This is a genomic window from Winogradskyella ouciana (assembly GCF_965284585.1).
Lineage (GTDB): Bacteria > Bacteroidota > Bacteroidia > Flavobacteriales > Flavobacteriaceae > Winogradskyella > Winogradskyella ouciana.
This window is the reverse complement of sequence record NZ_OZ260095.1, coordinates 1,590,799-1,607,331: the sequence shown is the minus strand read 5'-3', so window position 1 is coordinate 1,607,331 and position 16,533 is coordinate 1,590,799. Positions and strand designations below refer to the sequence as shown.

10 protein-coding genes are annotated in these 16,533 nt (G+C 39.8%); 5 read left to right on the top strand and 5 right to left on the bottom strand.

Going from position 1 to position 16,533, the window contains the following annotated elements; genetic code table 11:
* Positions 1-135 precede the first annotated feature (135 nt).
* The 3 genes from ACQ65V_RS06995 (at position 136) to murI (ending at position 2,645) form a co-directional block, all read left to right on the top strand.
* Positions 136-1,224, top strand: a complete 1,089-nt coding sequence (locus ACQ65V_RS06995; protein ID WP_430467373.1) for an OmpH family outer membrane protein — start codon at positions 136-138, stop codon at positions 1,222-1,224.
* A gap of 31 nt (positions 1,225-1,255) precedes the next feature.
* The gene (locus tag ACQ65V_RS06990; RefSeq protein ID WP_412561729.1) at positions 1,256-1,801 is read left to right on the top strand and encodes an OmpH family outer membrane protein; all 546 of its coding nucleotides are present in this window, start codon (positions 1,256-1,258) and stop codon (positions 1,799-1,801) included.
* A gap of 64 nt (positions 1,802-1,865) precedes the next feature.
* A complete protein-coding gene (gene murI, locus ACQ65V_RS06985) occupies positions 1,866-2,645 on the top strand; it encodes a glutamate racemase (RefSeq protein WP_430467372.1) in 780 nt (259 codons plus the stop codon).
* A gap of 12 nt (positions 2,646-2,657) precedes the next feature.
* Here murI and ACQ65V_RS06980 read toward each other — a convergent pair whose 3' ends face one another.
* Genes ACQ65V_RS06980 through ACQ65V_RS06970 form a run of 3 tightly spaced genes read right to left on the bottom strand, consistent with a single transcriptional unit; the run spans position 2,658 to position 6,090 of the window.
* A complete protein-coding gene (locus ACQ65V_RS06980; protein WP_412561731.1) occupies positions 2,658-3,173 on the bottom strand; it encodes a gamma carbonic anhydrase family protein in 516 nt (171 codons plus the stop codon).
* 6 nt (positions 3,174-3,179) lie between these two features.
* Entirely contained in the window at positions 3,180-3,914 is a 735-nt protein-coding gene (locus ACQ65V_RS06975; protein WP_412561733.1) for a LytR/AlgR family response regulator transcription factor, read from the bottom strand.
* Position 3,915: 1 nt separating this feature from the next.
* Entirely contained in the window at positions 3,916-6,090 is a 2,175-nt protein-coding gene (locus ACQ65V_RS06970) for a tetratricopeptide repeat-containing sensor histidine kinase (protein WP_430467371.1), read from the bottom strand.
* Positions 6,091-6,312: 222 nt separating this feature from the next.
* On the opposite strand from ACQ65V_RS06970, the gene ACQ65V_RS06965 reads away from it, so the two are divergent.
* Positions 6,313-7,344 carry an SIMPL domain-containing protein gene (locus ACQ65V_RS06965; protein WP_430467370.1) on the top strand — a complete coding sequence of 344 codons (1,032 nt, stop codon included), beginning with the start codon at positions 6,313-6,315 and terminating at the stop codon, positions 7,342-7,344.
* 5 nt (positions 7,345-7,349) lie between these two features.
* Entirely contained in the window at positions 7,350-8,516 is a 1,167-nt protein-coding gene (locus ACQ65V_RS06960; protein ID WP_430467369.1) for a vWA domain-containing protein, read from the top strand.
* Positions 8,517-8,565: 49 nt separating this feature from the next.
* Here ACQ65V_RS06960 and ACQ65V_RS06955 read toward each other — a convergent pair whose 3' ends face one another.
* Positions 8,566-9,579 carry a PorP/SprF family type IX secretion system membrane protein gene (locus tag ACQ65V_RS06955; RefSeq protein ID WP_155090216.1) on the bottom strand — a complete coding sequence of 338 codons (1,014 nt, stop codon included), beginning with the start codon at positions 9,577-9,579 and terminating at the stop codon, positions 8,566-8,568.
* Positions 9,580-9,587: 8 nt separating this feature from the next.
* Entirely contained in the window at positions 9,588-16,394 is a 6,807-nt protein-coding gene (locus ACQ65V_RS06950) for a choice-of-anchor L domain-containing protein (protein ID WP_430467368.1), read from the bottom strand.
* Positions 16,395-16,533 lie beyond the last annotated feature (139 nt).

Here is a 16,533-nt window from a genome sequence, read left to right as displayed (position 1 = left end):
TAATTGCTAAATGAGGATTTCATCATGGTGTTAAAATTTTTAAAGATATATTTCGTTAAATTTGAAGATTAGTAACACTAAATAAGATAAAAAACGTTCGGTTTACAACGATAATGTCTCAAAACAAAAACAAACATGATGAAATTTAAAGTTCTTTTTTTACTGGCAGTAATTGGTCTAATGAGCTTTAGTGTTAACGCACAGCGTGGTGTTAGAATAGGGTATATAGATACTGAATATATTTTACAGAATGTACCAGAATACCAAGAAGCTTCTACACAGTTGGATAAAAAAGTTCAACAATGGAAAAGTGAAGTTGAGCAAAAACTCAGTGTCATAGAGCAAAAGAAAAAAGAACTTGAAAACGAAAGTGTTCTTTTAACCAAAGAGTTATATGAAGAACGCATGGAGGATATTTCTTTTGAAGAAGCTGAAATTTTAGACTACCAACAAAAGCGTTTTGGCCCAAATGGAGATTTAATCATCCAGAAGCGTCAATTAATAGAACCTATTCAAGATCAAATTTTTGCAGCTGTTCAGCAAATTGCTGAAACGAAAAAATTCGATTTCGTATTTGATAAGTCCGCTGATGTAGTGATGCTTTATTCTGCTGAACGTTATGATATTAGCGAACAAGTTCTAAGAACAATTACAAGAACGTCTAGACGAAGCCAAGCTAAGAACAAAAAAGAGCTTAAGGAACTTGAGGAAGAAGAGGTTGTTCCTGTGGTTAGTGAAGAAAAGGATGAACGCCAAAAAGCTTTAGAAGAACGTAAAGCATCTAGAGAGGCAGAATTAGCTGCCAAACGTGCTGAGCGAGAAAAAGCTTTAGAAGCAAGAAGAGCAACGCAAGACTCTATTAGAGCTGCAAAAAAGCGAGAAGCTGATGAGCGTCGCCAAAAAGTTTTAGATGCACGCAACAAAAAAACTGAAGACACTAAAACTACTGCTAAAGACAGTACAGCCAATAAAGCTAAGAACACAGTTAAAACTGACAGTACAAAGACTAAGGCAACTGTAAAAAAGGACTCAACAAATACAAAGAAGCCTTTAACAGCAGCTGAGATCAAAGCCAGAGATAGAGAAAATAGAAAAAAAGCTCTAGAAGAACGAAAGAAAAAAATACTAGAAGAAAGAAAAAAAGCACGTGAAGAGCGTGAAAAACAACTAAAAAAGAGAGATTCTATAGCTAAGGCTAGGAAAAACGAAGGAGAAAACAATTAATAATTATAACACACAAATACAATTTAGAAAAATGAAATCACAGATTCACAAACTCACTAAAGCAAATAAATTTCAAGTGAGCAAACATTTAAAATCACTATTATTAGCTGCACTATTTATTGGAGCAACAAGTTTTATATCTGCCCAAAGTAATGTTGCACATATTAATAAGGAAGAATTGATAAAAGCTATGCCTGCATACACTGCAGCACAAGGTGAGATTACTAAATTAGGTAAAACTTACGAAGCTCAGATCCAAGATTCTGTAAAAGAATTAGATGCGAAATTAAAGCAGTATAATTCTGAGGCAGAAGCGCAAACGCAAGAAGAGAACCAAAGACGTATGCAAGAAGTTGAAGGTATTAAGCAGAGCATCGCTCAGTTTCAGCAAAATGCACAGCAAGACATGCAGAAGAAAGAATTTGATTTACTTAAACCAATCTTAGAAGAGGCTGACAAGGCTATACAAACTGTAGCTAGGGCTCAAGGATTTGATTACGTTGTGGATTCAGCAATGTTGATTATGGCAGACGGTAAAGACCTTATGGCAGATGTAAAGGCTCATTTAAAAATATAATGACCTACTGAAATAAATTTTAAGAAAGTCGCTTTTAACAAAGCGACTTTTTATTTTTGTAACAATGAGTAAAAAATCTATTGGCATATTCGATTCTGGTGTTGGTGGTACATCTATTTTTAAGGAAATACATGCCCTTTTACCAAACGAAAACTGTATTTATTTAGCTGATAGCAGAAATGCACCTTATGGTAATAAGTCTGAAGAGGAGATACTTCAGCTCAGTATTAAAAACACCGAACTGCTACTGAGTAAAGATTGTAAAATTATAGTCGTGGCCTGTAATACTGCTACAACAAATGCTATAGACTACCTCAGAGCCAATTATGATGTTTCCTTTATTGGTATAGAGCCTGCTATAAAACCTGCGGCTTTAAAAAGCAAAGCTAAAGCTGTTGGCATTTTAGCGACTAAAGGCACTTTAAGTAGCCATTTATTTCACAAAACATCCGATATCTACGCAAGTGGCATTAAAGTTATTGAGCAAGATGGAGATGGTATAGTCCCATTGATTGAATCAGGAAAATTACATTCCGATGAAATGAAAAAACTATTGGAGACATACCTAAAGCCAATGATAAATGAAAATATCGACTATTTGGTTTTAGGCTGTACACATTACCCTTATCTTATTCCTATACTTAAAGAATTATTACCTGAAAAAGTTACGATTATAGATTCTGGATTAGCAGTTGCCAAACAGACTAAAGCTATACTTAAGGCAAATGATTTGTTGAATCTTGAGACGAAGACTCCCACCATTTCATTATATTCCAATGGAAATATAGAAGTGCTGAATTCTATCTTAGATAATAAATTTGAAACTGCTTATTTAGACTTTTAGAGTAAAAATGCTCTATTCTTTAAACCAGCCTGAATATTTCACATAGTTATTGGCAATACGGTCAATTTCACCCGAAATTAGTTCTTCGCTAATGTCCTTAATTTTTTTTGCTGGCATACCTGCGTATATACTTCCGGATTCTACAATAGTTCCTTGAGTAACCACTGCGCCTGCCGCAATAATACTGTTAGAGTGTACAATGGCATCATCCATAACGATACTTCCCATACCAATCAATACATTATCATGGATGGTACAGCCGTGTACAATAGCATTGTGCGCAATAGACACATTATTCCCAATGGTTGTTGGTGATTTTTGATACGTAGCGTGTATTATAGCACCATCTTGTACATTGACCTTATCACCCATTTTTATAAAATGGACATCACCTCGGATTACGGCATTAAACCAAATACTGCAATTATGACCCATTGTGACTTCACCAACGATGGTAGCATTATCTGCGATAAAACAATCTTCTGGTATTTGTGGGTGTATTCCTCTTACTGGTTTTATTATTGGCATAGTTTACTATTTAAAATAAGACAACAAATCAGATTTCTTAGAAGCTGACACCATAATTTCCTTTCCATTACTTAACACTACACTTCCTCCTTTTCCTTTTACATATTTTACAATTTCATTGACATTCACCAAATAACTTTTATGCACTCTGGCAAAATTGGCATCCTTTAAGCTTTCCTCTATGTACTTTAAAGTTTTGCTTACCAGTTTCTTTTTGTTGTTGTTAAGGTAAATCTCTGTGTAGTTATCATCAGCTTTGCAATACATGATGTTGTCTGTCTCCAAAATCTCAAACCCGTTTTGTTGTGGAATGGTAATCTTACCATTTACAGAATTTGTCTTTGGCACTAAAACCTGGTCTTGCAAAGCATCTTCCTTGGCTCTAATTTCAGTAACGTAATCCACAGCTTTTATCAATTCGTCTATGGAAATAGGCTTCATCAAATAGTACGATGCATGAGCATTTAAAGCCTCAATAGCATAATGGTTATAAGCCGTAACGAAAATAGTTTCAAAATCAATATTACCGACTTTATCCAATAAATCAAATGCATTGCCATAAGGCATTTCTACATCCAAAAACACAACATCTAAATCATTATTTCTAATTAAAACCAAAGCTTCATCTACATTAGCGGCTTCGCCAACAATTGAAATATTTGGGCAATACTTAGTGAGATAATTTCTTAGAATCTCTCTACTTTTTTCTTCGTCTTCTACTAATATGGCGCTTAATTTCATATCAATCTTTTTTTAAAGTCACTACAACCTTGGTCCCTACATCTGTTAAATCTTGAAAGTCCTCTATAGTCACATCAACCTTGTCTTTATACATTTCGTTTAAAATGGCAACACGTTTTTTGATGTTGTTCATACCTTTAGAATTCTGTTTCTTTTGGTTCGCCGTTTTTAAGGCTTTAGAACGCTCCCTACCTATGCCATCATCAGTTATAACAATTGCGATTTCGTCTTTAGATTTGGGAAGTATCTCTATGTTAAGGTGTCCTTTTTCGGTTTTATAACGTAAGCCATGCCACACAGCATTCTCAATATAAGGCTGCAATAGCATTGGTGGAATTTGAAACTCATCTACATCGATACTTTCATCAACTTTAATAGAGTAGTCAAATTTATCTTGAAACCTAAAATGTTCTAACTTGGTGTATAAGTCCAATAATTCAATTTCTTTCTTTAACGGAATAAAATCTTCTTCGCTATTCTCCAAAACCGAGCGCATTAGATGGGAAAAATCAGATAAATACTTGTTTGCAGTGCGCTCATCGTTTGTAGCGATAAAACTATTTACGGAATTTAACGCATTGAAAATAAAATGAGGATTCATTTGGCTTCTCAGTGATTTTAAAGCCAATAGATTATTCGCCAAACGCTGTTGCTTTATGTATTTGTACATCATAAAGCCTGTAATTAAAAGTAGTACTAAACCACCAATAAGCGAGTAAATTATTAGTTGTTGACGCTTGTTCTTCTCTTGGGTTAACTCATAAGTGCTTCTAGATAATGCCCTATCACTCTCTAATGCCGTAATTCTGTTCTGTTGTATTGCCAGGTTTCTACTAAAACGTGCTGCTTGAGATATTTCTTGTTCCTTTTTTGCATATAATTCATCAACTATGTTTTCATAATTCTCAATCATGGCAAGGCCTTCTTCTGTATCTCCTTTTTTGATAAGCGCTTCAGATAGTTTTCGTGTGGCATCCTTACCTACCACTAAGTCTCCTTTTTTATCAGCCTCTTTTCTGCTTTCTTCTAAAAACGGTATGGCATCATCATTCCTGTTTTGTAATATCAAGGCATTTCCGATTTTATAATTTTGTTTCTGGGAAGTGAGTGGACTTTCGTTTGGAATTATAGAATCCTTTTCAATATCCTCAATGTCCTCCAATGCTTGTTTTCTCAATTCTATTTCGCTCTCATAATCCTGATTTTCACTATTAAACTCAGCTACTTTTATCTTTTCTTCTACAGAGCGCTTCTTGTTTTCTTTAGCCGCTAAATCGAGAGAGTTGTCAAAAAAACCTCTAGCTTTAATTTTATCCCCTTTCACATTATAAGCCTGTGCTATTTTAGAATTTAAGTCAGTCACTTTAGGAGCTATCAAATGTCTTTTGGCAATTTTTAAACCTTCTTCATAAGAGGTAATCGCTTTAGGTATATTTTTGAGTTTTAAGTTAGCATCACCAACACCTTCGTACAGTACAGCTTTTTGATAGTTTGACAAATCCTTTTCGTTGAGATTTCCATAAGTAGAAATACTTTCTTTAAGATCTCCGTTATACTCATAAGCTTTTGCCAATTTTAATTTTGCAGATGATGTTTCCGTATTCTGAATACTAATTTTATATGCCGAAATAGCAAGGTCATACTGTTTCCAATACATATAGATATCTCCCAAAAGTTCATGCGCCTCAGCACTCTGACTTGGAGAAACATTGACATTAAGAGCATCACCCACAAACTTTATACTCTTCTCTGCATCTTTCTTTAAATAGGTATCCGCAGAGTCAATCATTTGATTAAATCTTTTAATAATATTGGCTGTTTTCGTTCTTCCGGAACTCCAACTATCCTCAGAAGTAACTTCAATGGTTATTCGTTCTCCACTTTCTATGGTATGGAATATGGTTTCAAAATCCTTGTGCATTACCGTAAGTTGATCACCGATTTTAGCCTTAATGACGAACTTTCCATCTTTATTTGTTGTGGTATATGTTCCATTATTGACTTCAATATCCACCTGTTCTATAGGAATACGAGAACCTTGTATATAGACAGAACCTCTGATGGTGAATATTTCATCTTCAACTGGGACAACTGCTTCTTTTTTGTTTTGTCCATAACACATGGAAGCCGCAAAACAAAAAAGGACAATGAATATGTATTTATAGATTAGTTTCACTTTTGTGAACAATTTTTAAATTGGAATAAACTTACATACTTTATTTGGTTTCAAAAAATAGCATAACGCAATATATGGGCTTTTAAACTACTAAATAGACCTAATTACTAAAGCGGCAATTTATTTCACTCATCCATATAGGTCATTCACTCATTCTGCTTTTTTTTTCCTGTTTTTTCCATGGAGCTTTACGGCATCATTAATCAAAAAAAATAAATCATAATGAAAAAAAGCAATCTATTTGTTTTACTGCTTCTTGTTTTGGGGAGTACCGCAATTGCTCAGCACAAAGGGAATTACAATCAAATTACACAAGATATTTCGAGACAAAATATTTTGTCTGCCGGAAATGCCACTATTTACAATCCAGTGGTACAGCAACAAATTAATAAAGTGCTACACGCAAACAATGTTTTAAATATTGATGTAAAAGCACTTCAAAACGTAAATGCTACAACTTATACGGCAATTTTTAATCTATCTCAAATTGGGCCTTCTGCAGAAACTACAAATGCACTTATGAAACAACGCGTAGATAGCATAAAACTGAGATTGAATGCTATCGGAATTTCACCGAAAAATTTCGCCATAGATGTCATATCCTTTATACCTGTTTATGAAGTTGAAGTCACCAAAAAGCTATTCAGCAAGACCTATACTGAAGTTCCTAAGGGGTTTGAGTTGCAACAGAATATTCATATTCAATTTACCAAGACCAATCAATTTGAAGCCATTCTCGAGGCTTGTGCAAAAAGTGAAGTATATAACTTGGTTAAGGTGGATTATTTTATTGAAAACATTCAAGAGGTTTACAAAAATCTACAGGGTCAGCTTCTAAAGCTCATTGAAGACAAAAAAGCATACTACAATATTCTAGGTTTTGATCTATCGCAATATGATGTTGCTATCGCAGATGACAAATATTGCTATTTCCCAAAAGATTTTTACCAAAGCTACCAAGCCTATAATAGCGTTTCTTTTGAAGCTTTAGATAAAAATAAAGGCGTGACTTCAGTGAAGAAACAAACCTCCTATTATTATCAACCACTGACTTATGAAACTTTTGATGTCGTCGTAAATCCATCGATTTTAGAACCTGTTGTGCAAATAGGTATGCATATAAAATTGGTTTTCACACCAAAGCCTCAAGAAAAGAAAACGGAGCCTATCACCAAAACAAAAATAGATCATAAGTACTACGTCATTTCACCTAACGGAACTATTGACGTAAAAGAATTAAACACAAAAAATTAATAACTATGAAAACATTATTCAGAACACTCGTTATTACGGTTAGTATTGCAAGTTTTACGGCTTGTAACGCAACTACCAAGCAAGAACAACAGAATTTTGCAGTTGCAGAAACAAAACTTGAAACCACTTTAAAAACTGAAAAACCAGAAATAAAAGTGGCACTTCTACTAGATACCAGTAACAGTATGGATGGGTTAATAGATCAAGCTAAAGCACAACTTTGGCAAATTGTCAACGAATTATCTTATGCAAAATGTAAAGAGGAAAGTCCAGATCTTAAAATAGCACTTTATGAATACGGCAACGACAACCTTAATGCAGATGAAGGCTACCTTAGGCAAGTCATTGCTTTTAGTGACGACTTAGACGAAATCTCAAAATCCTTATTTTCTTTAACCACAAATGGTGGCAATGAATACTGCGGAAAAGTTATTCAGACCGCTTTAAACCAATTAGATTGGGGAAATAATGACGATGACTTAAAGTTTATTTTCATTGCCGGAAATGAGCCTTACACTCAGGGAGATGTCAGCTATAAAGATGCATCAAAACTGGCACATAAAAATGATGTTACGGTTAATACAATCTACTGTGGTGATTATAGTCAAGGAATTTCAAGCTATTGGAAAGATGGTGCAGACTTAACGCATGGCGATTATATGGCTATAAACCATAATCAGTCTACAGTACATATGGCATCACCTTATGATGATAAAATCTTAGAGCTCAATAAAAAACTAAATAAAACTTATGTGGCTTACGGAAAAGCAGGTCGATCTAAAATGGAACTACAGGTAGAACAAGATTCTAATGCCATGGATTATGACAAAGCAAATGCTGTAAGTAGGACTGTAAGTAAGAGTTCTAAATTTTACAAAAACAGTTCTTGGGATTTGGTAGATGCCGAAGCAGAAAAAAGTTTTTCGTATGATGATTTGAAAGAAGAGCAACTTCCGGAAGAATTGAAAGGCAAGTCAAAAACTGAAATTAAATCTTACATTGATAAAAAACGAAAAGAACGAGCAGCGCTTCAAAAGTCAATTAACGATTTAAACCAAAAGCGAAGAGATTATATTGCCAAGCAATCCAAAAGCCCTGAAAATGGATTAGAAAACGCCATGTTAAGGGCTATCAAATCCCAAGCGAATAAGAAAAACTATATATGGAATTAGGATAAAAAAAGAAAAGGCTCAATTTATAAATTGAGCCTTTTTAAATCTATTAGTTTATCGCAGGGCAATTACATTCATATTTCTCTCGTCTACAGTTAAAGTTGTACCCTAAAGTAATTTGATGGAAACCTCCTGTATTAAAATTAATTGTATTAGCCTGGTATGAATATGTATATGCGAATACAAAATTATTATAATCAACTCCCACAAATGGAGTGAGGTATTGTAATTTTTGACTACTTACACCTGTTCCACTAGCAAATTCAGCACCATCCAAACTTCGTCTGTATGATAAACCTCCCCATACTTTACCGAAATCCATTTCACGATAAACCTTAGCATTAATATCAATTGAAGATTCTTCCGTAGCGTCTCTATACATAAACATAATAGAAGGCTCATAGCTCCAATCACTTCCAAACTTGCTGAAAGTGTAACCCATAGAACCTAAATAAGTTCTTAAATTCTTAAATTCAAATTCACCATTTTGATTATAGTTAATGCCATCATTATCAAGAATATTTTTTGCAGTAAAATGTGCATAAAAGTCTAAGAAATGATAAGAAAACCCAAAATCAACGTTAAAATTAGTTGCACTTTGTTCAATACCTGCTACAGCTTGGTCAAACTCCCCTGGTGCTAAAAAATCTGTTTCATCCAATTTATATTGAATAAACCCAGCACTTAAACCAAATGACAACATGTTTAAGTCAATTTCGTTTCTTGAAAACATTAAATGGTACGCAAATGTTGCATATCCACCAACTGTAGAATGATAACCGTTGGCGTCATTAAATATAATACCTCCCAATCCAACTGGTGAATCTCCAAGTCTACTGTTTACACTCAGAGTTTGCAAGCTTGGTGCATCATCGACACCAAACCATTGCTGTCTAGCTGTTAATCTAACTTTAGCACAATTTGCTACACCAGCCATAGAAGGATGTATTAAATAATAATTATCCGTCAAATAATCCGAATAAATTGGCATTCCTTCTTGGGCAAAACTAAAATTTGCTACTAAAGCTGTAAATGCTACTAAACAAAACTTTTTTAATCTCATAATCTTTATTATCGTTTCAAGGTAAAATGGGCTCTGAACTCCTTTCTCTGTCCGTTGGTCGGTTCGTCGTACTCAATGGTGAACCAGTAGTCGCTGGTCGGCATCATGTTGCCGTTGAACGTCCCGTCCCATCCGGACCCACTCGGGCTCAACTGCTTCAGCAGTTTCCCATAGCGGTCAAATATATAAATTTTGGCACCATTTCCAATGCCCTCGATATTCCATGTGTCGTTGTTGCCGTCTCCGTTCGGTGTAAAGTACTTCGGATAGTCCAGTACAAATACCGTTACCGTGGCCAGCCCACAACCTATCCTGTCCCTTGCCGTTATCACATGGTCTCCCTGGGAGACGTTGTCAAAGATGCCGCTGTCCTGCCATGGGCCTCCGTCAAGGCTGTACTCATAGTCGCCGATTCCGGTTGCCACTGCCTCTATAACGTTGTTATTCCCAAAAGCTTGTGTTACCACTTCGGCGGTCAGCATCGGTGGTTCGCTCTCTATTACCTCTGCGCTATCGGTATTGGTACAGCTCGTTGCCGTTGATGTGCTCGTATCGGTCACCGTTACGCTATAGGTGCCTCCCTGGGTCGGCGTCAGCGTCGATCCTGTCTCCCCTGGCAATACCGTGCCGTTGTAGCTCCACTCAAAGCTATAGTCCGTGTCCGATAGGCCCGTGTCCAGTACTGGTACATCCAGTATCTCCGTACCATTGGTGTTGATACATAGTACATAACTGTCGTCTAGATCGAACTCTGGCAAAGGGTTCACCTGAAGGGTCAACGGTGCCACCGCAAAACAGATCGAACCGTCCTGCTGGTTATCGAACGTACCGTCGTTGTTCAAATCCACCGGGTCTCCCACTCCGTCTCCGTCAACGTCCACAAACTCGAACAGCCCGTCCGCATTGTTGTCTATCCCGTCCGACAGTCCGTCACCGTCCACATCGATAAGGTCAAAGGTGCCGTCCGCGTCCGTGTCGTAAGTATCCACCGTACCGTCCGCATCCAGGTCCAGTCCCGTGGTCAGGGCCGTTAAATCCAAGGCGATGGGAACGACCGTTAAGGTATTGTTGTCCACCCTTGCGTAGATCACCTGTGGATTGGTAATGTTTTCGTATAGGTTCGGCAACGGGTTCACGTTAAGGTTCGCGTCCGCTTCCGTCGCATAGTAGCTCACAATATAGTCAGCTGGATCCTGACCGTCGAGCACCTGTGCGTCCTGTGTCGATAGATCGAACTGTACGCTGTCGTTGCTAGGGTCACCGTCCGTTTCCATGTTGTCGTCGCACTCTTCATAAACGATGTTGCCCATGTCAGGGTTGGCCTGGGCCGCCTCGTCCACCTGAAGGTTAAAGCTCTGCGTGCTTATAGAACAGCCCGTCGTCGTGTCCGTTATCGTCACGAATATCTGCTGTGGGTTGCTCGTATTGGTATATGGGCTCACAAGGGCGTTCATCCCTGCTTCCGCATCCGCCACATTATCATGGTAGCTCACCGTATACTGTGTTGGGCTCTGGCCGTTTAGCACTTCCGCGTCCTTGGTCGTCAGGTCAAAGCTGTCAAATCCGTCCGTGTTGAGCTCGCACTGGATAAAGTCCGTTACCGCCACCACTTCCGGTAATGGGTTGACCCTTATGGTAAAGTCCACAACAGTATAACAGCCCGTGGCGTCATTGGTCACCCTTACATAGATCTGTTGTTCCGGTGTTTCTATGTTGGTATATGCCGTTGGGTCCGCTATTGGGTTGTCCCCCGTATCGGCATCCTCTGCCGTCTCATGGTAGGTCGGTGTCACCCCTGCCTCTCCATTGAGTATCAATATTTCATTCGCTGTCAAATCGAACTCCTCTACTCCATCTCCCGTGTTGATGTCATCGCACAGCTCCAGATCCGGCAACTCGTCGCTCGGTGTCGGTGTTGGGTTGGGTAGTACTCTTATCGTCATCGTCGTATAGGCCACACATCCCGTATCCGTATCGGTCACCGCTATGTACAGGGTCTGCGGATTGGCCGGCAATCCGTTTACCGAGGTATTGGTGTACTGCGTCGGGTCTGGTATGGCATTCATCCCTGCCTGCGCGTCCGCATTGGTCTCATAATAGGTTACCGACCAGCTCCCGTTGCCGTCCGTGATCTCTGCGTCCTTGACCGTAAGGTCAAATTCCGTCATCTCGTCCCCTGGCGATTCCCCAAGGTCATCGCATTCCTCCAATGGTGTCGGCTGTACCGGCTCTGGTGGCAGCTGCACCTGAAGCTCAAACTCGCCCGTGTCCTGACAGCCCGTTGTCGGGTTGAAAAGGCGCACGTAGATCGTCTGTGGGTTCGCCGTATTGGTATAGTTACCCACATTGATGATCGGGTTGTTGCCCACCTGTGCGTCCGCGGCCGTAACGTGGTAGGTCAGGACAACATCGGCTGGGTTCTGCGCCCCAAGGATATCGGCATCCCTCTCCGTGAGGTCGAACTGTGCCGTCCCATCGTCGTCGTCGTCGCATATCACCAATGGCGCTATGTCCGTCGGTACTTCCGGTGATGGTACCACGATCAGCTCTAGGGTATTCAGCGTCAGGCTATAGCAGCCCGTTATCGTGTTCTCCGAGCGCACATAGATCATCTGGCTGTTCGCCACTATGTTCGTGTACGGGCCCGTTATGGCGTTGTCTCCCTGGTTGGCCTCTTCCTCGGTCTCGTGGTAGGTGATTACCACGTCGGGCTCACCGTTGGTGATCTCTATGGTACGGATCTCTAGATCGAACTCCGCAAAGCCGTCATTGTCGTCGTCACAGACCTCTATCGGGTCCGGATCCGGTTCTGGCGATGGTACGGGATCCACCCTAAGGGTCAGCGTTACGGTACTGTAACAGCCCGTGATGTCGTTCTCTCCCCTTACGTAAACCGTCTGTGCGTTGCTCGTGTTTATGTAAGGGCTCGTTATCGGGCTTGTGCCTGCCTCGGCATCCATCAAGGTCTCGTAATAGCTCAGGGTAATGCCGTTTTGGCCATTGAGAATCCCTGCATTGGCGTCCTCTAGGGTGAACGGCTCCTGCTCGTCACCTGGATTGTCCACGTCGCACAGCTCCAACGGCAATGGCGGCAACAGCTCCGGCAGCGGGTTGACGATCAGCTCTAGGGTCGTTACCTTATAGCAGCCCTCTACCGTATTGGTGTCCTCTACGCGCACCCAGATGAACTGGTTGTCCTCTACGGTGTTGGTGTAGGCGTTCGGGTTGGCTATCGCATTGTTCGGCGCGTTGGCATCCGCCTCGGTCTCGTAGTACGTGACCGTGTACTGCATCGCGTCAAGGCCGTCCAGTATCTCAGCGTCCTTCGACGTGAGGTCGAACGTCGCATAGCCGTCGGCCGAGATATCGTCGCATTCCTCAAGTGGCGTTGGGTCCTCTATCTGTGGGCTCGGCTCGACGACCAAGAGCAGCTCCACTATCGTGGCACAGTCCGTCGCTATCGTCCCGCTCTCCACCCTTGCGTAGAGCGTCTGCATGTTCACCACGATGTTGTTGTAGTCAACTCCCGTGTCTATCGCGTCGGCGTCGTTCTGCGCATTGGCAAGCGTCTCGTGGTAGCTTACCGTAAGGCCCGGCATTCCTCCCGTGATCCCGTCGTCCGCATCGGTGAGGGTGAAGGTTCCGAAACCGTCGTTGTCGGGATCGCAATACCTTAACGGCTCCGGCGTGTTGGCTATCGGTGCCTGCTCCACCACCAGGTCCAAGGTCACAGTGTCGTAGCAGCCCGTGCCGTTGTCCTCTACCCTTACGAAGACCGTCTGTGGGTTGCTGATATTGGTGTAGGGGATCGGCAGTGGGTCCGTCGCAGTGTCGGCATCCGACTGGTCTAGGTAATAGCTCACCGTATAGCCTGGGTCGCCTCCACTGATCTCTGAGTTCTTTAGGCTCAGGTCGATTTCAGTCAAACCGTCTGGCACACCGTCGTCGCATACCTCAAGTGGCGTCGGTGCCACCAAGGTTGGGAGGGGGTTTACTATTAAATCAAAAGTCGATTGCGAACTGCAATTTGTATTAGTGTTTGTCAATACCGCTACAATTTCCTGTGGATTACTTATATTGGCATAAAGCCCAATTATTTCGTTGCTATTTGTGTTGGCATCTGACTGGTTTGCAAAGTAGCTCACTGTTACATTTACTTGACCATTCAGAACTTCTGCATCTTTTGTGGTCAGGTCGAACAGCTCCTGTCCATCACCTGGGTTGTCGGCATCGCATAGTTCGTAAGAGCTTACGGCTGTTGTTATAGGTAATGGGTTTACTATTAACTGTAACTCCGTAGTATCAAAACATCCTGCTGCGTTCTCAATTCGAGCATAGATCGTTTCGCTTCCCGCTATCATATTGGTATAAAGTGTTGGTAGCACCCCTGTACCTTGTATGGCGTCATTTTCAGTTGCATGATAAGTCACCGTGACACCAGTCTGAGGCCCTATCACTTCAGGGTCCTTTGTGCTCAAATCAAATTCTGCAAATCCATCGGAATTATCATCACAGACCTCATATGGCGTTGTCGTATTAGCTACTGGGTTATTTAATACTTCTAATTCTAAGGTTGTGACGTTGTAACAATCTTGATTATTGATTAAATCTAAACGAACATATATTATTTGACTATTAGCAGTTGCATTTGTATAAGGTATTGGTAAAGGAGAAGCATCTGTTTCAGCATCCGTTTGAGTTAGATGATATGTTACATTTACATCGCTTGGGTTGTTAGCGCCAATAACTTCAGTGTCTCTATCTGTTAGTATAAATGGTGCAAAGCCATCTCCGTCATCATCACAAACCAGTAAAGGTGTAACCGAATTATTAATAGTTATTCCACTAACTGTTAATTCAAAAGAGGTTGTAGCAAAACATTCTTGGGAACTATCTGCGATACGAGCCCATATAATTTGCGGATTAGCTACATTTTCATAGATTGTCGGTAGAGCTCCGACATTATCAATTGCATCTTGTTCGCTAAGGTGATAAGTAATAATAAAGTCGCTTGGGTTTTGTGTACCTAAAATATCGTCATCATTATCTGATAAATTAAATTCTGCTGTTCCATCGGTTTCGCAAATTGACAAATTTTGAGCTGGATTAACTTCAGGATTAGGCTTAAATTCAACAAAAATAGAATCTGAAGCTTGGCAAACACCAGTAAAAATGATATCGACAGAATAGGTTCCTGTTTCTGACACATCGATTGTTGGGCCTGTCTCACCTGCTATCTCAACTCCATCCAAATACCACGTATGTGTTGCTGTAGTAACGCTTGTATCTAATGTAATTGAACTACCGCCACACTCGGCAGTACCGGCTTCAATTGTAATATCTTCTCCTAAATCACCTCCTAAATCAAAACTTCCAGCTTTTAAAAATACACCAGTGTCATAAATATTGTCCCTATCGTCTGCTACAACTAATTTAATAGTATAATTTTCACCAGGTGTCACAGCTGATTGCGCTGTAAAAACAGTTGTTCTACCATCAAAAGAAATCGGAGGGCCATTATTAGGTATATACTCTCCAAAAAATTGAGGGTTAGCCGCACCACACGTACCGTTATCTGGATGAATATTAGTAACTAAAATAGGAGTTGTAGTACCTGGCAGTACCGCCAAGTTTGTTGTAACGCCACTGGAATCAGTTAACAAAAATGCAAATGCATCAGAAAATTGACATTCGAATCCGCCCATATCATATTCTTCTGAAGCCATGATAAAATCAAAACTGATATTATCGGCCAAGGGAGTAAAATCGAACTGGATAAAAGTAGCATTATGAGAATCTACACCTGCTATTTGGGCATTTAAATCGGCATCTCCTGGCCAAGCATTTGTTCCATCACCTAAAAAGTTATTGTTTGGACCTCTAGCTCTACTTGCATTACCACTGGTTAGTAATATTCCATCTTCAAAAGGAAAATCAATCCCATTGCTGAAAAAATAGCCAATTCCATTTGGTTCTGCAGGGTTAAAATCAACACCTGTTGATGATATAATATTTGAGACCGTAGCACAAGGACTATTTACGAGCACATCTTCAATCAATTCTTCGGGAGTGAATGTATCCTGTTCTACGACAACATTTGGTCCTAACACAAAAACGGTAATGGTTTCTACACCTGTACATCCTTGAGGGTTATCATCAGTCACTGTTAATGTAACTGAATAAGTTCCTGCGGTTGCGAATGTATTAGAGACATCTGTACCAGATGCTGAATTACCATCACCAAAATCCCAATTATACGTAGCGTTGGTCCCATCATCAGAGAACGTTGCGCTTCCTGAAAAATCTACAGATTCTCCTGGTAAAATTCCAATAACACCCGAGCCATTTGGTGCTGGATTGGTACTGTCTATAGAGGCAATTATATCCTGGCAAGGTGTTGCACATAAGATTTCTGCTTCCCAACCTAATGTATTTCCAGAACCATTAGTTGTAAATGTTATTGTTAAGCAACCCGATGTATTACTTGTTGTAGCCGAGACCGTTCCAGGTGAATTTACACCAGACCAAGTCCCTAATACCGCAGATGAAGTATCATCACCATCGTATATAGTTATTATATCTAAATTTTGTTGTGTACTAAATTGTAGAAAATTGAGTATTAAGAACTCATTAGCATTTTGAGGACAAATGGTGGTTGTAAAATTTTCATTATTACCATAGTTACCAAATTCTCCACCAGAATCAAAAAATCTATCTGGCGCACAGCGGTTAAATGTTCCATTTTGCATTGAAAGATCTTGTGATAATCCAATAAATGAAACGATTAGGGCCGCAACAAAAAATATCTTTTTCATAGTTAGTTAGGCTTCATTTAACAGTATTGTTTACAGGTGTTAAAACCTATATTCAATTCCGTTTCTGTAAATGAGGACGAAATTTAATCAAATTATATGAATTGACTTAAGAATTCAGTTACAAAACATAATATATAAG